General features: G+C 69.3%; 14 protein-coding genes. 4 read left to right on the top strand and 10 right to left on the bottom strand.

Annotation, left to right across the window (positions count from 1 at the left end; translation table 11 throughout):
* Positions 1-149 precede the first annotated feature (149 nt).
* The 5 genes from ABTX24_RS28025 to ABTX24_RS28005 form a co-directional block, all read right to left on the bottom strand.
* On the bottom strand, positions 150-1,157 hold the full coding sequence (locus tag ABTX24_RS28025; RefSeq protein ID WP_350844344.1) for an ABC transporter substrate-binding protein: 1,008 nt from the start codon (positions 1,155-1,157) through the stop codon (positions 150-152).
* A gap of 35 nt (positions 1,158-1,192) precedes the next feature.
* Entirely contained in the window at positions 1,193-2,050 is an 858-nt protein-coding gene (locus tag ABTX24_RS28020) for an ABC transporter permease (RefSeq protein ID WP_350844342.1), read from the bottom strand.
* Positions 2,047-2,823 (bottom strand): ABC transporter ATP-binding protein, encoded by a 777-nt coding sequence (locus ABTX24_RS28015; RefSeq protein WP_350844348.1) that lies wholly within the window; start codon positions 2,821-2,823, stop codon positions 2,047-2,049. Before ABTX24_RS28015 ends, ABTX24_RS28020 begins: the two co-directional genes overlap by 4 nt.
* 196 nt (positions 2,824-3,019) lie before the next feature.
* Positions 3,020-3,508, bottom strand: a complete 489-nt coding sequence (locus tag ABTX24_RS28010) for a DUF456 domain-containing protein (RefSeq protein WP_350844340.1) — start codon at positions 3,506-3,508, stop codon at positions 3,020-3,022.
* An 87-nt stretch (positions 3,509-3,595) separates the two neighbouring features.
* Positions 3,596-3,802 (bottom strand): DUF7455 domain-containing protein, encoded by a 207-nt coding sequence (locus tag ABTX24_RS28005; protein ID WP_040756289.1) that lies wholly within the window; start codon positions 3,800-3,802, stop codon positions 3,596-3,598.
* 469 nt (positions 3,803-4,271) lie between these two features.
* Between ABTX24_RS28005 and ABTX24_RS28000 the strand changes: the two genes are divergently transcribed.
* Positions 4,272-6,257 carry a DNA gyrase/topoisomerase IV subunit B gene (locus ABTX24_RS28000; RefSeq protein WP_350844338.1) on the top strand — a complete coding sequence of 662 codons (1,986 nt, stop codon included), beginning with the start codon at positions 4,272-4,274 and terminating at the stop codon, positions 6,255-6,257.
* Between the two features lie 4 nt (positions 6,258-6,261).
* A complete protein-coding gene (locus tag ABTX24_RS27995; RefSeq protein ID WP_350844336.1) occupies positions 6,262-6,684 on the top strand; it encodes a hypothetical protein in 423 nt (140 codons plus the stop codon).
* Between the two features lie 23 nt (positions 6,685-6,707).
* Here ABTX24_RS27995 and ABTX24_RS27990 read toward each other — a convergent pair whose 3' ends face one another.
* Positions 6,708-7,604: an RNA polymerase sigma-70 factor gene (locus tag ABTX24_RS27990; RefSeq protein WP_350844334.1), complete on the bottom strand. Its 897-nt coding sequence runs from the start codon at positions 7,602-7,604 to the stop codon at positions 6,708-6,710.
* A gap of 81 nt (positions 7,605-7,685) precedes the next feature.
* Between ABTX24_RS27990 and ABTX24_RS27985 the strand changes: the two genes are divergently transcribed.
* Together ABTX24_RS27985 and ABTX24_RS27980 are read left to right on the top strand one after the other, a co-directional pair.
* A complete protein-coding gene (locus ABTX24_RS27985) occupies positions 7,686-8,633 on the top strand; it encodes an NAD-dependent epimerase/dehydratase family protein (RefSeq protein WP_350844332.1) in 948 nt (315 codons plus the stop codon).
* Positions 8,634-8,658: 25 nt separating this feature from the next.
* Positions 8,659-9,111 (top strand): PaaI family thioesterase, encoded by a 453-nt coding sequence (locus tag ABTX24_RS27980; protein ID WP_350844346.1) that lies wholly within the window; start codon positions 8,659-8,661, stop codon positions 9,109-9,111.
* Positions 9,112-9,167: 56 nt separating this feature from the next.
* Here ABTX24_RS27980 and tuf read toward each other — a convergent pair whose 3' ends face one another.
* From tuf to ABTX24_RS27960, 4 genes are all read right to left on the bottom strand, one after another.
* Positions 9,168-10,355 (bottom strand): elongation factor Tu, encoded by a 1,188-nt coding sequence (gene tuf / locus ABTX24_RS27975; protein WP_350844330.1) that lies wholly within the window; start codon positions 10,353-10,355, stop codon positions 9,168-9,170.
* 369 nt (positions 10,356-10,724) lie between these two features.
* Entirely contained in the window at positions 10,725-13,004 is a 2,280-nt protein-coding gene (locus tag ABTX24_RS27970; protein WP_350844328.1) for an FdhF/YdeP family oxidoreductase, read from the bottom strand.
* 10 nt (positions 13,005-13,014) lie between these two features.
* Positions 13,015-15,624 (bottom strand): ABC transporter permease, encoded by a 2,610-nt coding sequence (locus ABTX24_RS27965; RefSeq protein WP_350844326.1) that lies wholly within the window; start codon positions 15,622-15,624, stop codon positions 13,015-13,017.
* 85 nt (positions 15,625-15,709) lie between these two features.
* Complete coding sequence (locus ABTX24_RS27960; RefSeq protein WP_160024240.1) at positions 15,710-16,489, bottom strand: ABC transporter ATP-binding protein; 780 nt, start codon at positions 16,487-16,489, stop codon at positions 15,710-15,712.
* Positions 16,490-16,518: the final 29 nt, after the last annotated feature.

Below are 16,518 nucleotides of genomic sequence, written 5' to 3'. Positions count from 1 at the left end.
ATCGCGGCCTTGGGCCGGGTGTCGAGCCTGGGGACGACCCAGCTGGTGGGGTCGGCCTCCTTGAGGTGGTAGAGCGAGCGGTTGGTCTACCTTCGTCGCCCACAACTGCATTCTCGGCGCGCCAGAACTACCGATTCGGCGGGGAGGGGTCAGCTGGCGTCGGCGTTGAACTCGTTGTCGACGTAGATGTCCTCGGCGGCCGGGGCCTTCTTGATCATCTCGACCGACTCCATGAAGTCGGCGAACTCGCCGAAACCGGTGGGGGTCAGGGACCAGGTGACGTCGGGGTCGGTGATCTGGGTCTTGACCTCGGCCGCGGTGAGCTCGCCCTCGGACTCGGCGGAGAGGAGCTTGGCGGCCTGCGCCGGGTCGTCGCTCAGCAGGGCGTTGGACTCCTTCAGGGCCGCGTAGAACGCCTTGGTGAAGTCGGGGTTGGCGTCGAGGAAGTCGGGCTTGGCGTAGATCGCGTTGAAGGTGGTGCGACCGAAGAGGTCGTAGCTCTTCAGGATCGGGTGGGCGCCGGCCTCGGCCTCCTGGGCGACGAACGGCGGAGCGGTGAGGTGGCCGGCGATCTGGCCGGAGACGAGCGCCTGGAGGCCGTCGGGGTGGCCCATGCCGACGATGTTCTTGTCCAGGGCGTGCGGGTCGCCGAGCTGCTCACCGGCGGCCTTGCGCAGCGGCAGCGACTGGATCGAGTCGGGCGCCGGCATGGCGATCTTGGCGTCCTTCGGCAGGTCCTTCAGCGACTTGATCGCGGGGTCGGTGACCATGAGCTGGAGGTTCATCTGGTTCATCGCGGCGACCGTCTTCCAGCCGACGCCGGCATCGACGCCGACCAGGAACGGCGAGGCGCCCATCGAGGCGACCTGGACGTCACCGGCGATGACCGCGTCGCGCAGCGCACCACCGGAGTCGAGCTCCTGCCAGGTGATCTCGGTGTCGGGCAGCGCCTTCTCGAGCGTCTTCTGCTCCTTGATGATTAACAGGGTCGCGTACCCCAGGCCGGGCTGGTAGCCGATCGTGATCGAGTCGGCCGGTCCGTCGTCCGCGCCGGCGCCGCAGGCGGCGAGTACGCCGGTGAGCAGGGTGGCGGCGAAGACCGCGGCCAGGCTGCGTACGCCGCGACGCGATCCTCGGCGGGAACCTCGATAGGACATGGTGGAGCTCCTTGACGTGGGGTGGGCGGAGAGTGTCAGGCGGTCTTCATGCCCCAGCGCACGACGGTGCGGCGCTCGAGCCAGCTGAAGACGAGGTCGAAGAGGATCCCGATCAGCGCGATGGTGACCAGGCCGGCGAAGGCGTCGGCGATGTGCAGGTAGGTCTTGGCGTTGTTGATGAAGTAGCCCAGGCCGCCGCCCTCGCCGGCGACGCCGAAGACCAGCTCGGCGGCGATGATCGTGCGCCAGCCGAACGCCCAGGCGCTCTTCAGGCCGGAGACGGTGTGCGGGAGGGCGGCGGGGACGAGGACGTACCAGACCAGGCGTACGCCGCGCAGCCCGATGTTGCGCCCGACCGCGACCACCGTGGGGTTGGCGGTGCGGAAGCCCTGGCTGACGTTGATGGCGATCGGCCAGATCACCGCGTTGGCGATCACCACGATCAGAGCCGTGGTGTTGATGCCGAACCACAGCATCGCCAGCGGCAGGATCGCGACGGCCGGGAGCGGGTTGAGCATCGAGGTCAGCAGGACGAGGAGGTCCTCGCCGATCGTCGTCCAGGTGGCGAGCGTGGTCAGCACCGCGGCGGCCACGATCCCGATGGCAAGCGCCTGGCCGAGGATGCGCAGGGTCAGCACGGTCGAGTCGACCAGCGCGCCGCTGCGTACGCCCTCGACCATCGCCTGCGCGACGTCGAGCGGCCCGACGAGCACGAGCGGGCTGACCCCGCCGAACCGGACGCCGAGGTCCCAGGCGAGCAGCAGGGCGAGGAGCAGCAGCCCGCGACGTACGGCGGTGGGGATGTCGCCCCAGCGGGGCAGTCTCCGCTGCAGGACGTCGGGTAGGTCGGCGGTGGTCCTGGAGGTGGTGGGCGGGGGAGCGGTCTGGGTCATGCTGCCGCCTCGCTCTCGCCGGACCCGTCGACCCCGTCGCCGGCGAGAAGGGACCGCAGGCGGGTCTGGGCGGTGACGAAGGCAGGATCGGTGGGGTCGTCGAGGCCGCGTACGTCGAGCGTGTCCACGACGTGTGACGGGGGCGTCGAGAGGACGACGACCTGGTCGCCGACGTAGACCGCCTCGGCGATGCTGTGGGTGACGAAGAGGACGGTGATGCCGGTGTCCGCGGCTACCTGCTTGAGCTCGCGCTGCAGGCGATCACGGGTCTGGGCGTCGAGGGCGCCGAACGGCTCGTCCATGAGGAGTACGTCGGGTTCGAGTGCCAGCGCGCGGGCGATCGCGACCCGCTGCTTCATCCCGCCCGAGAGCTGGTGCGGATAACGCGCCCCCGCCTGGTCGAGCCCCATCGTCGTCAGCCAGCGGTCGGCCCGCTCCCGGGCCTGCTCGCGGGTGCGTCCGTTGGCGCGCAGCGGGAACTCCAGGTTGCCTCGTACGGTCCGCCACGGGAAGAGCTGGTCGAACTCCTGGAAGACGACCGCCCGGTCCGGCCCGGGCGTGGTGACCGAGGTGCGGCCGGAGACGGTGATCGTGCCCGACCAGGGCCGTAGGAACCCGGCCGCTGCCTTCAGGATGGTCGACTTCCCGCAGCCCGACGGACCGAGCAGCATCGTCGTCGATCCGCGTGGCACGGAGAACGAGACCCCGCCGACGGCGAGATGCGGCTCGCCGTCGACGAGATAGCCGAGGCGTACATCGCTGACCTCGAGCATGGACACGGAAGGCCTCCAGGGATGTGGTCGTCAGAGTCGACTTAGAAAACTAAGTAACTCGACTATAGCGACCTGGAGAAGTGCCCGCCGGAGTGGCCCAGGGGTCGGACTTCTCGGGTGTTTCCTGCACTTCTCGGGCATTGCAACACCTGAGAAGTGCAGGGATACCCGGTTAACCGGGTATCCCGACCGGCGACTACGGCGTGATGACGACCCCCACGACCCAGGTGATGGTGGCGAAGGTGGCGGCGGTGGCGTCGATGAGGATGAACAGGCCCATCGCCTTCAGGGCGGTCCAGGTGGAGGTCCACGCGGCACCTGGGTCACCGCCGTGGCGGCGGAGCTCGGCGAGGAAGACGCCGACGGGGAAGCCGACGAAGATGCCGACGACGGGGATCACGAAGAAGCCGATGATGGCCAGGACCGCGCCGACGATCTGGGTGGACAGCGGCATCCCGGAGTCCTTGAGGCGCTTGCCGGGGATGGCGTACTTGGTGATCAGCCCGATGGCGATGAAGGCGGCCGAGATGCCGAAGATCACCCACCCGGTGGACTCTCCCAGCCAGATGGCCCAGCCGAGGATCGCGGCGGCGACGAGCAGCGCTCCGCCGGGGAGGACAGGGACGATGATGCCGGCGATGCCGAAGGCGATGACCAGCGCGACGAGAACTTCGACGAGACTCACGGAGCGAACCCTAGCCCCGTGCCACCCCGCAGACGCCGAAGGCCCGGACCGTCGTGGTCCGGGCCTTCGGGGAGTCGGTGGGTGGGGTCAGTTCTTCTCGGTGAGCTTGTGGGTCTCGTCGGTGATCGAGCTCGCGATCTCCTTGAGCTTCTCACCGTGCTCGCGGGCGTGGTGGGCGCAGAACAGCAGTTCGCCGCCGGAGTGGAGCTCCGCGCGTACGTAGGCCTGCGCTCCGCACCGGTCGCAACGGTCCTCGGACGTGAGCGGCGAGCTGGTGGCAACGGCAGTGGTCACATCGGCCTCATTTCTGAATCATGATTGCGCCGGGATAACGTACGTGAGTCCTGGAAGATTCCCTAGATCGCTAGCGTTTCCTCGCGAACTCTTACCGCCGCCGCACCTCTAATCCTTGCAGTTGTCGCTCCGGGTTGGGGATCCGGGTCGGACCTACCCCGCGGGACATCGCTGTCCGTGACAGACATTCTTACCTGTCGACTGACCATTTCGTGCATCGAAACCCGCAAGTTCCACGTAACGGACCGATCACGACGTACATGTGCCGCACGATGGCGCATGGGCCGGTTGCCGCGTGCCTGCGTGAGACCCGGGCGTGTCGCACGGTAGATTTCATCCAAGAAACACCCCCACGCAGTACCCCGGGTACCACGCAGTTACGCAGGAGCCGATCATCTCTGACAACACCTACAACGCCGCGCACCTCCTCGTCCTCGAGGGCTTGGAGGCGGTGCGCAAGCGTCCCGGTATGTACATCGGCTCGACCGATACCCGCGGCCTCATGCACTGCCTGTGGGAGATCATCGACAACGGCGTCGACGAGGCGCTGGCGGGTGTCGCCGGCCACGTCGAGGTGACGATGCACCCCGACGGCTCGGTCGAGGTCTACGACGACGGCCGTGGCATCCCGACCGACAAGGAGCCCCGCACCGGGCTTCCGGGCGTCGAGGTGGTCGCGACCAAGCTGCACGCGGGCGGCAAGTTCGGTGGTGGCTCCTACAACGCGACCGGCGGTCTGCACGGTGTCGGCCTCTCGGTCGTCAACGCGCTCTCGAGTCGCATGGACATCGACGTGGACCGCTCGCCGGCCCAGCAGGGGATGTCGTTCCGCCGGGGCGTGCCCGGGGTGTTCGACGGCGACGGCCCGGCGGCCGCCTTCACCCCGCAGAGCGGCCTGACCCGCAAGGGCAAGCGAGTCGCCAAGGGCAAGAGCGGCACCAGGGTCAGGTTCTGGCCCGACCGGCAGATCTTCACCAAGGACGCCCGCTTCGAGCTCGAGGGCCTGCTCGGCCGGGCCCGGCAGACGAGCTTCATCGTGCCCGGGCTCGAGCTGGTCATCCGCGACCTGTCCGGCGAGGACCCGGTCGAGGAGAAGTTCCGCCACGACGGCGGCATCGCCGAGTTCGTCGACTTCCTGGCCAAGGACGAGCCGGTCAGCGGCGTCCTTCGCCTGCAGGGTTCGGACACCTTCACCGAGACCGTGCCGATGCTCGACGACGCCGGCCACATGACGCCGCAGGACGTCGAGCGCGAGCTCGGCGTCGACATCGCGGTGCGGTGGGGCAGCGGCTACGACAACGAGATCCGCTCCTTCGTCAACGTGATCGCCACCCCGAAGGGCGGCACCCACGTCAGCGGCTTCGAGAACGCGCTGACCAAGACGTTCAACGACGCCATGCGCGCCACCAAGGTGCTCAAGGTCAACGACAAGGACATCGTCAAGGAAGACATCCTCGAGGGTCTGACCGCGGTGGTGACGGTGCGTCTGGCCGAGCCGCAGTTCGAGGGCCAGACGAAGGAGATCCTCGGCACCCCGGCTGCGCGCAGCGTGGTGCGCAAGGTCGTCGCCGCTGAGATGAAGACGTTCCTCACCGAGTCGCGCGGGGCGCAGAAGCAGCAGGCCAAGCTGGTGATGGAGAAGGTGTACGCCGCCTCCAAGACCCGGCTCTCGCTGCGTCAGCAGAAGGAGAACCAGCGGCGCAAGAACGCGCTGGAGTCCTCCGCGCTGCCGTCCAAGCTCGCCGACTGCCGCACCACCGACGACCGGGCCGAGCTGTTCATCGTCGAGGGTGACTCCGCGCTCGGCACCGCGAAGGTGGCCCGCAACTCGGAGTTCCAGGCGCTGCTGCCGATCCGCGGCAAGATCCTCAACGTCCAGAAGGCTTCGGTCGGCGACATGCTGAAGAACGCCGAGTGCTCCTCGATCATCCAGGTGGTCGGGACCGGCACAGGTCGCAGCTTCGACCTGGACGCGGCGCGCTACGGCAAGATCATCTTCATGGCCGACGCCGACTCCGACGGCGCCCACATCCGTACGCTGCTGGCGACCCTGTTCTTCAAGTACATGCCCGAGCTGATCGCCGCGGGCAAGGTCTACACCGCGGTCCCGCCGCTGCACCGGATCGAGATCTCCAACCCCAAGAAGGGGATGGAGAAGTACATCTACACCTACTCCGACCCGGAGCTGCAGCGGAAGCTCGCCGAGCTGAAGAAGAAGAACGTCACCTGGAAAGACCCGGTGCAGCGCTACAAGGGTCTGGGTGAGATGGACGCCGACCAGCTGGCCGAGACCACCATGGACCCGCGCCACCGGACGCTTCGCCGGCTGACGCTGGACGATGCCGACGAGGCCGCGGCGGTCTTCGACCTGCTGATGGGATCCGAGGTCGCTCCGCGCAAGGAGTTCATCGTCGCCGGGGGCGGTCAGCTCTCCGAGACCGACCTCGACTTCTAGGGCCGTGACCTCAGCGATGGACCAGAAGGCAGCCCGGACAGCGGCGACCAAGGCGTTCAAGACGGGCGGCATGCCGCTGCGCAAGGGCCATCACCGGCTCGGCGACCCCAAGAGCGACGACATCGTCTGGTACGTCGACCTGCGCGCCCAGGGCGCCGGGCCGAGCGCGCCGCTGCGCTATGAGATCGGCTGCTGGGTCGCGGCTCTGGGCCACCCGGAGCCGGAGGGCGGCCCCGTCGACTGCCCGCTGCTGCTCGACCGGCCGGTCGCGGCCACCACACCCGCCGAGATCGGCGAGGAGGTCGAGGAGCTGGTGACACTCGTCGCCGATCTCGACTCGGTCACCGCGCTGCGCGACGCGCTGGCGGAGGGGACGCTGGGGCGGCCGTTGGTCGACCAGTCGCTGCGTACGTTCCTGGATGGGTAGGGCCTTGGACGGCTGACGCTCGGTCAGCGCTCGGCCAGCAGTGCGAAGAGGTCGCCGACCTCGCCCAGGTGACCGAGCTTGTCGGGGTTGAGGACGTTGTGCATGCGTACGATCCGGCCGCCGTCGACGTCGAGGGCGATGACCCCGAGCAGGGCGCCGTCGGCACCGCGGGTCAGCATCGCCGGCTGACCGTTGGCGTGCGAGAGCTCCAGACGTACGCCGAAGCGCTCGCCCTGACGCATGAGCCCGAGCAGGAAGCGGGTGACGGCGACGGCGCCCAGCATGGGCTTCTGGATGGCTGGAGCCCGGCCGCCGCCGTCGGCGACGAACACGACGTCGTCGGCGAGCAGGCGTTCCAGGCCGGCGATGTCGCTCGCGGAGAGCGCGGCGACGAACTGCGAGGCGAGCTGGTCGCGGCGCTCACGGGACGGGTCGAACCGCGGCGTGCCGTCGGCGATCCGCTTGCGGGCACGGGTGAAGATCTGGCGGCAGTTGGTCGCGCTCTTGTCGACGACGGGGGCGATGTCCTCGTAGTCGTAGCCCAGCACCTCACGTAGCACGAACACGGCGCGCTCGACCGGCGTGAGTGACTCCAGCAGGACCAGGAACGCTGTGCTGACGGTCTCGTCGAGCTCGAGGCGGTGGCTCGGGTCCTCGTCGGAGACGAGGATCGGCTCGGGCAGCCACGGCCCGACGTACTGCTCACGGCGGTGGCGGGCCGAGCGCAGGGTGTCGATGGCGATCCGGGTGGTGACCGTGGTGGCGTACGCATCGAGGTTGTCGACCTCCTCGCTGCTGCGGTGCATGCGCAGGAACGCCTCCTGCACGACGTCCTCCGCCTCGGCGACGCTGCCGAGCATCCGGTAGGCGATCGAGAACATCAGCGGGCGGAGCCCGTCATGGGCGGTTGCGAGGTCCACGAACGCAGGACCTTACGCCAGCTGTCACAGGAGCGCAGGTTGTTTCGTCGGTGGGGTCAACAACGACGAAAGGAACAGAAAATGCGCATCTTCATCGCAGGCGGAACCGGTGCGGTCGGCGTCAGGATGGTGCCGCTCCTGGTGGCTGCCGGACACGAGGTCTACGGCTCGACCCGGCACGAGGCCGGGTGCGAGACCCTGGCCGGCATGGGTGCGACCGGGATCGTGATGGACCCGCTGGACGCGCAGAGCGTCCACGACGCCGTCGCCAAGGCCGAGCCCGAGGTCGTCGTGCACCAGCTCACCGCGTTGGGCGGCCTCAGCGGCAACCTGAAGAAGTGGGACCAGGACTTCGCGATGACCAACCGGCTGCGTACCGAGGGCACCGACCACCTGCTGGCGGCGTCCCGGGCGGCCGGCGTGCGTCGGTTCGTCGCGCAGAGCTTCGGTGGCGGCTGGACCTACGAGCGCACCGGCGGCTGGGTCAAGGACGAGAGCACCCCGATGATCACCGACCCCGGCAAGGAGGCGCGAGGCGCCCTGGCGGCGATCCGTCACCTGGAGGAGGCGGTGACCGCCGCCTCTGACCTCGAGGGGCTGGTGCTGCGCTACGGAAACTTCTACGGCCCCGGCAACGCGGCCTCGCGCGAAGGTGCGATCGGCGAGCTGCTGCGTGCGGGCAAGATGCCGGTGGTGGGTGGCGGCACGGGGGTGTGGTCGTTCGTCCACATCGACGACGTGGGGGCGGCGACCGCCGCGGCGGTCGAGCGTGGTGCGCCGGGCATCTACAACATCGTCGACGACGAGCCCGCTCCGGTGAACCAGTGGATGCCGTTCCTGGCCGAGCAGGTCGGCGGCCGGAACCCGATGCGCCTGCCGGCCTGGCTGGCCCGGCCGCTGATCGGTGAGTTCGGGGTCGCGCTGATGACCTCGGTGCGCGGCTCCTCGAACGCCAAGGCGAAGCGGGAGCTCGGCTGGACGCCGTCGTACGCCACCTGGCGCGAGGGCTTCCGGACCGGGATCGGCTGATCGTGGTTATGGTGGCGCGGTGAAGATGATCGCGTTGCAGGACGAGTGGTGGCCGACGATGACCTGCTTCGGGTGCGGGCCGGCCAACGCCGAGGGGCTCCGGCTGAAGAGCTATCCGCAGCTGGACGGGAGCGTGACCGCGACCTTCCAGCCGTGGCCCCAGCACGACAACGGCGGCGGGTTCCTCAACGGCGGGATCATCGCGACCCTGCTCGACTGCCACAGCGCCGCCGCGGTGCACCAGGAGGCCTTCCTCAACGGTTGGATGCCCGCCGAGGGGGAGTCGCTGGCCTACGTCACGGCCGGGATCGACGTACGCTACCGGCGGCCGGCCCCGCTCCGGGAGCCGGTCACGCTGATCGCGTCCACCAAGGACGCCAGCGAGGACCAGATCACCTCGCTGGTCCGGCTGGAGTGGGACGGGAAGGTCCGCGCCGAGGGCGAGGCGCTGTGGAAGCGGTGGCGCCCCCGCGACTGAGAAATGGGAGACGGCCCCCACCAGGTGAGGGCCGTCCCGTTTCGTGGTCGAGCAGCTCAGTCGAGAAGCTCGGTCACGGTGCCGGCGGCGACGGTGTGACCGCCTTCGCGGACCGCGAACCCGAGCCCGACGTTCATCGCGATCGGCTTCTCCAGCTCCACTCCCAGCTCGATCGTGTCGCCGGGCATGACCAGGGCGATCTCACCCAGGTCGATCCCGCCGGGCACGTCCGTGGTCCGGAAGTAGAACTGCGGTCGGTAGTCCGCGGCGAACGGCGTGTGCCGGCCACCCTCGGCGGTGGACAGCGCGTGCAGGTTCGCCCGGAACTTCCGGTGCGGCCGTACGCTGCCCGGCAGCGCCACCACCTGGCCGCGACGGACCTCGTCGCGCTTGACGCCACGCAGCAGCACCGCCGCGTTGTCGCCCGCGTCCGCGGACTCCAGCGACTTCCCGAACGTCTCGAGCCCGATCGCCGTGCTGGTGATCGTCGCGCCGAGGCCCACGACCTCGACCGCGTCGCCGACCTTCAGCGACCCGCGCTCGACGGCACCGGTGACCACCGTCCCGCGGCCGGTGATGGTGACGACGTTCTCGATCGGCATCAGGAACGGCTCGCCGAGCTCGCGCTCCGGCACCGGCACGTAGCCGTCGATCGCGTCCAGCAGGTCACCGATCGCGGCGGTCCACTTCGGGTCGCCCTCCAGCGCCTTCAGTCCGGAGACCCGGACGACAGGTACGTCGTCGCCGGGAAACCCGTACTCGGAGAGGAGGTCGCGGACCTCCAGCTCGACCAGGTCGAGCAGGTCCGGGTCGTCGACGGTGTCGGCCTTGTTGAGCGCCACCACCAGGTACGGCACGCCCACCCGGCGCGCGAGCAGCACGTGCTCCCGCGTCTGCGGCATGGCGCCGTCCTGCGCGGAGACGACCAGGATCGCGGCGTCCACCTGGGCGGCGCCGGTGATCATGTTCTTCACGTAGTCGGCGTGCCCGGGCATGTCGACGTGGGCGTAGTGCCGGGTCGCGGTCTCGTACTCGACGTGCGAGATGTTGATGGTGATCCCGCGCTGCAGCTCCTCCGGAGCACGGTCGATGCCGTCGAAGGCGATGAAGCGGTTCACGCTCGGGTCGCGCTCCGCGAGCACCTTGGTGATCGCGGCGGTCAGAGTGGTCTTGCCGTGGTCGACGTGACCCATCGTCCCGATGTTGAGGTGCGGCTTGGTCCGCACGAACTGGCCCTTGGCCATGAGAGTTCCTTTGTGTGTCAGAAGATTTCGGGGTGAGCCAGGACCCTCCGGCAAGCCCTCACAGCGCTGTCACCGCGATGAGGGGGCCGGTGCGGGCCACCCTCCTCCGCGGGTCCTGCAGAGCAGGAGGAGGGTCAGCTTCGCGCGCCGGTGCAATCGACTGACGGTGCCCACGTGGGAGCGCCCGTCAGGCTCTTGCCTGACAGGTGGTGCTCGGAAACCACGCGGAACATGCTCATCACGTTAGGCATCAACACCGGCCTCGGCAAAGTAATTCCGACGCCCCACAACCTGCCGAGTCGGCGCGTTATGACGCGCCGACTCGACGGGGATTGTGGTCAGGATGAGCCGACTCGGCCGGATTTCAGGTCAGGATGAGCCGACTCGGCGAGGGTCGAGGCGGACCACGACCGACTTCGAGGTCGGGGTGCGGCTGCCGTCGGCGTAGGAGTCGAGCGGGATGAGGACGTTCGTCTCCGGGAAGTACGCCGCGGCGGAGCCGCGAGGGGTGGCGTAGGCGACGACGCGGAAGCCCTCGGCCCGGCGCTCGCCGTCGGTCCAGACCGAGACGATGTCGACGGTGCCGCCATCCGCGATGCCGAGCTCGCGGAGGTCGTCGGGGTTGACGAAGACGACGTGGCGCCCGCCCTTGATGCCGCGGTAGCGGTCGTTGTAGCCGTAGACCGTGGTGTTGAACTGGTCGTGGGAGCGCAGCGTCTGGAGCAGCAGGTGGCCCGGGGGAGCCGAGACCGCGGTCAGCGGGTTGGCGGTGATCCGGGCCCGGCCGGTCGCGGTGTTGAAGGTGCGCGAGTCGCGGGGGCCGTTGGGCAGGGCGAAGCCGCCGGGTGCCTTCAGCCGGGTCTCGAAGTCCTCGAACCCGGGGATCACCGTGGAGATGTGCCGGCGGATCCGGGAGTAGTCCGTGCCCATCGTGGCCCAGTCGACGCCGTTGTCCGAGCCGAAGAGCGCCTCGCCGATGGCGCAGACGATGCCGACCTCGCTGCGCAGCTCCTTCGAGCCCGGAAGCAGCCGGCCGTAGGAGGCGTGGACCATGCCCATCGAGTCCTCGACGGTGACGTACTGCTCGCGGCCGCCGGTCTCGTCGCGCTCGGTGCGGCCCAGGCAGGGCAGGATCAGGCCCTCGCGGCCGTGGTGGAGGTGGCTGCGGTTGAGCTTGGTCGAGATCTGGACGGTGAGGCCGACGTTGGCCAGCGCGGCCGTGGTGACGGCGGTGTCGGGGGTCGCGGCGGCGAAGTTGCCGCCCAGGGCGAGGAAGACGTCGACGGCGCCGTCGCGCATCGCCTCGATCGCGGCGACCACGTCGAAGCCGTCCTCACGGGGCGGCGTGATGCCGAACTCGGCACCGACCGCGTCGAGGAACCACGCCGGCGGCTTCTCCCAGATGCCCATCGTGCGGTCGCCCTGCACGTTGGAGTGGCCGCGGACCGGGCAGGCGCCCGCGCCGGGCTTGCCGATGTTGCCACGCAGCAGCAGGAACGAGGCGATCTCGCGGATCGTGGCGACCGAGTTCTTGTGCTGGGTCAGGCCCATCGCCCAGCACACGATGACGCGCTCGCGGGACTCGACCAGGTCGGTCAGCGACTCGATCTCCTCGCGGGAGATGCCGCTGAGCCGGGTGATCTCGTCCCACTCCATCGCTGCCCACGCCTGCGCCGCGACCTCGAAGCCGTCGGTGTGCTCCTCGATGAAGGGGTGCGCGATGGCGTCGCGCTCGACGAGCAGCTTGTTGATCCCGGCGAACAGCGCCAGGTCGCCGTTGACCTGCACGGGTACGTGGACGTCGGCGAGCTGTGTGCCGACGCCGGTGACGCCGCGTACGGTCTGGGGGTTGCGGAACCGCCCCAGCCCGGCCTCGCGCAGCGGGTTGATCGAGACGACCTTCGCGCCGTTCTCCTTGGCGGACTCGAGCGCGGTCAGCATCCGGGGGTGGTTGGTGCCGGGGTTCTGGCCGACCACGAAGATCAGGTCGGAGTGCTCGGCGAGGTCGTCGTAGGTGACCGTGCCCTTGCCGATGCCGATCACCTCGCCGAGTGCGGTGCCGCTGGACTCGTGGCACATGTTGGAGCAGTCGGGGAGGTTGTTGGTGCCGAGCTGGCGGGCGAGCAGCTGGTAGACGAACGCGGCCTCGTTGGACGCCCGGCCGGAGGTGTAGAAGACCGAACGGTCGGCGTCGGACGCGCGCATCCGGTCGGCGATGAGCGAGATCGCGTCGGACCAGGTGATGGGGGAGTAGTGGGTCTCGCCGGGGGCGACGTACATCGGCTCGGTCAGCCGGCCCTGCGACTCCAGCCAGTGGTCGTCGCGCTCGTTGAGCGAGGCGATCGAGTTGGCCGCGAAGAAGGCGCGGTCGACCCGCTTGCGGGTCGCCTCCCAGGCCACCGCCTTGGCGCCGTTCTCGCAGAACTCCGCCGCCTTGCGGTGGTCGGGGTCCGGCCAAGCACACGAAGGGCAGTCGAAGCCGCCGACCTGGTTGACCTTGAGCAGCGTCTGCAGGCTGCGCCTGGGGCCCATCTCGCGCAGTGCGTACTCCATCGAGTGGGCCACGCCGGGGAGTCCGACCGCGGCCGTCTCCGGCTCCTTGATGCGGAGGGTGGGTTCGGGCAGGTCTACGGAGTGCTCGGTGCTCACCCGAGGCACACTACTCCGAGGCGATCGCCTTGAGGACGTCTTCCCTCCCGGCGCGGATGGCCGGGAGGAGCGCGGCCAGGACGCCGACGACCACGGCGATCGCCATGAAGATGGCCAGCTGGTCGAGCGGCACCCACAGGCTGGTGAGGTCGTCGCGCAGCGCGTCGCGCAGCAGCACCCCGAAGAGCACCCCGAGGGCGAGCCCGAGCACCGCGCCGAGGACCGCGATCGTCACCGACTCCAGGGTGATCATCCGGCGCAGCTGGCCGCGGGAGAGACCGATGGCGCGCAGCAGCCCGATCTCGCGGGTGCGCTCGATGACGCTGAGGCCGAGGGTATTGACGATGCCGATCACGGCGATCACGATCGCCAGCGCGAGCAGGCCGTAGATCATGTAGAGCAGCTGGTTGACCTGCCCCTTGATCGACTCGGCGAACTCGTCCTTGTCCTGCACCGCGACCACCGGACGGTCCTCGACGAGCTTGTCGAGACGGTCGTGGACGACGGCCGGGTCGGCTCCGCGGGCGAGCATGATGCTCAGCGAGGCGTCCTCGCGCGGCACCTTGGCCGCGACCAGGTCCTCGATGCGCACCGTGATGTCGCCGGTGACCTGGGTCCGGGCGATGATCCCGCTGATCTGGGGGCGCTGCTGGCGGCCGCTGACGAAGGTGAGGTCGATGCGGTCACCGAGCTGCCACTTGTGCTCCTTCGCGGCCTCGTCGGTGACCAGCACCTGGCCGGGCTTGACGTCCTCGCTGCCCTCGAGCACGTCGAGGTCATAGACCTGTGAGAGGTGCTCGTCGACGCCGAAGAGGAACTCGACGTCGTTCTTCTTCGGGTTCTGCAGATCCACCTTGCCGACGACGGCCTGGGCGATCTGGGAACGGGAGACGGTCGCGACGCCCTCCACCTTTTCCATCTCGTCGCCGATCGAGGTCGGGAACGGGGTGAACGTCGGGCTCTGCACGACCAGGTCGGGCTTGAACTGTTCCTCGACCACATCGGAGATCGAGGCGTTCATCGAGGCGGCGAGCACGCCGATGAGGGAGACCAGCGCCAGGCCGATCATCAGCGCCGACGCGGTGGCGCCGGTGCGCCGTGGGTCGCGCATCGCGTTCTGGCCGGCCAGCTTGCCGGTCATCCCGAAGACAGCCCCCGAGACCGTACGCAGCGCCGCCAGCACCGGTCGGCCCAGGAACGCGCTGATCCAGGCGACCGAGAGGATCGAGATCCCGGCCCCGACGCCCACCCACAGCGCCGGGCTGGTCGGCACGTCGAAGCCGCCGGGGAGAGTGATCTCCGGGACGCCGATCCGCGGCACCGCGGCGATCGCGAGCCCGGCGGCCAGCAGGACGAGCCCCACCGACGTACGCAGGACGGTGGATCTGGCCGGAGGCTGGGTGTCCTCTCGCATCGCCGCCACCGGCGGGACCTTGCCGGCCCGGCGGGAGGGGAGCAGAGCCGCGGCGAGCGTGACGCAGACGCCCACGGCGTAGGAGATCCAGATGGTGCGCGGGGTGAGGACGAGGACGTCGGAGGCGATCTCCAGACCTGCCTGCCGGAAGACGGCGGCCAGGGCATGGGCCAGCCCCCAGCCGGCGAGAACCCCGATGGTGGCCGCGATCAGCGACATCACCAGCGCCTCGAAGAGCACCGAGGTGGTGACCTGGCGGCGGGAGGCCCCCAGGGCGCGGAGCAGCGCCAGCTGGCGGGAGCGCTGCGCGATCAGGATGGAGAAGGTGTTGACGATGATGAAGGCCCCGACGATGACCGCGATCACCGCGAAGACGATCAGGAAGACCGAGATCACGTCGAGGAACTCGCCGATCGCGTCCTCGGACTCCTCGACCATCTTGTCGCCGGTGACGGCCTCGAACCCCTTCGGGACCACCGTCTCCGCGGCCTCGACGAGCTCCTTCTGGGAGACGCCGGGGGCGGCGGTCAACGAGATCCCGGAGTAGACGTCCTTGCCGTCGGTGAACAGGCTCTGGGCACCGGCCGTGCTGAAGATCAGCAGCTGCGCGCCCGCGGTGCCACCGCCGTTGAAGGAGGCGGTGCCGGTGAGGGTGACCTTGCGGCGGGTCTCGCCCTGGGGCGCGATCAGGGTGACGGAGTCGCCCACCTGGTAGCCGGCCTTCTCCGCGGTCGCCTCGTCGAGGACGAGCTCCTTGTCCCCGGTCGGCCAGCTCCCGGTGATGAGCTCGAGCGACGGCTCGCCGAGCAGGTTGGGGGTTCCGGTGTGGTTGAACGCCAGCGTCGGCGCACCCGAGCTGCTGACCAGCTTGTCGTCGGTGTCGAGCACATAGAGTCCCGCGCCCTGGACGACGCCGTCGGCGCGGGCGACCTCCGGCAGCGTACGCAGCTTCTCGATGGCCGCCGGCTCCAGCGTGGCCGCGCCGCCGCTGCCGGGGCGGCTGGCCTCGGCAGAGCTGGCGCTGTTGGTCGGACGTACCTGGCCGTCAGGCGTGGAGCCGTTGATGATCCCGGAGAAGGTGCGGTCGAGCCCGTGGGAGAAGGTGAGTACGCCGGCCAGGAACGCCACGCCCAGGACGATCGCGAGCGTCGACATGAGCAGGCGCACCTTGTGCGCGGCGAGGTTGCGCAGCGTCAGCCGAAGCACGCCGCCACCTTCCTTGCGCAAGCGCGAGTGTACGGACGTGGCGGCGTGCCGACTGCGTGGTTCACTCGCTGACGCTCGTTCACTCTCAGGCGCCTTCGCTGATCGGAGCCAGGCCCATCGCCCGTGCCTGCAGGTCGGCCATGTGGGCCAGGATCTCCTCGCGGCTCGGCTTGGCCAGCTCGTCGACGATGCGGCCGTCGGCCAGGAAGATCACCCGGTCGCAGTAGGAGGCGGCGACCGGGTCGTGGGAGACCATCACGATGGTCTGGCCCAGGTCGTCGACGCTGTGGCGCAGGAAGTCGAGCACCTGGGCGGCTGAGGTGGAGTCGAGGTTGCCGGTCGGCTCGTCGGCGAAGACGATGTCGGGCTTGGAGACCAGCGCCCGGGCACAGGCGACCCGCTGCTGCTGTCCGCCGGAGAGCTCGCTCGGCTTGTGCGAGAGCCGCGGTCGCAGGTCGACGGTGTCGATGACCTGGTCGAACCACCCCGGGTCCGGCTTCTTCCGGGCCAGCGAGAGCGGAAGCAGGATGTTCTCCTGCGCGGTCAGCGTCGGGACCAGGTTGAACGCCTGGAAGACGAACCCGATCTTGTCGCGCCGCAGCGAAGTGAGGCGGCGGTCGCGCAGCTTGCCGAGCTTGCGACCGCCGACGATCACCTCACCCGTCGTGGGCTTGTCGAGCGCCGCCAGACAGTGCATCAGCGTCGACTTCCCCGAGCCTGATGGACCCATGATCGCGGTGAACTGCCCCGCATAGAGGTCCAGGCTCACGCCGTCGAGCGCGCGGACCTCTGCGGCGCCCTTGCCGTAGGTCTTGTGCAGGTCGATCGCCTGGGCGGCGATCTCGAGTCGGTCTGCGTCGGTCACGACCCCAACTCTGGCTCACCCATGGTGAG

It is taken from the genome of Nocardioides sp. NPDC127514 (assembly GCF_040302125.1).
Taxonomy (GTDB): Bacteria; Actinomycetota; Actinomycetes; order Propionibacteriales; family Nocardioidaceae; genus Nocardioides.
The sequence above is the reverse complement of the archived record's forward strand: the minus strand, read 5'-3'. Positions and strand labels throughout refer to the sequence as shown.

Excerpts from the sequence above, each read along its gene's own strand:
- ABTX24_RS28020 (WP_350844342.1), bottom strand. The coding sequence starts at position 2,050 with ATGACCCAGACCGCTCCCCCGCCCACCACCTCCAGGACCACCGCCGAC.
- ABTX24_RS28025 (WP_350844344.1), bottom strand. The coding sequence starts at position 1,157 with ATGTCCTATCGAGGTTCCCGCCGAGGATCGCGTCGCGGCGTACGCAGC.
- ABTX24_RS28015 (WP_350844348.1), bottom strand. The coding sequence starts at position 2,823 with ATGCTCGAGGTCAGCGATGTACGCCTCGGCTATCTCGTCGACGGCGAG.
- ABTX24_RS27985 (WP_350844332.1), top strand. The coding sequence starts at position 7,686 with ATGCGCATCTTCATCGCAGGCGGAACCGGTGCGGTCGGCGTCAGGATG.
- tuf (WP_350844330.1), bottom strand. The coding sequence starts at position 10,355 with ATGGCCAAGGGCCAGTTCGTGCGGACCAAGCCGCACCTCAACATCGGG.
- ABTX24_RS28000 (WP_350844338.1), top strand. The coding sequence starts at position 4,272 with ATGTACATCGGCTCGACCGATACCCGCGGCCTCATGCACTGCCTGTGG.
- ABTX24_RS27980 (WP_350844346.1), top strand. The coding sequence starts at position 8,659 with ATGATCGCGTTGCAGGACGAGTGGTGGCCGACGATGACCTGCTTCGGG.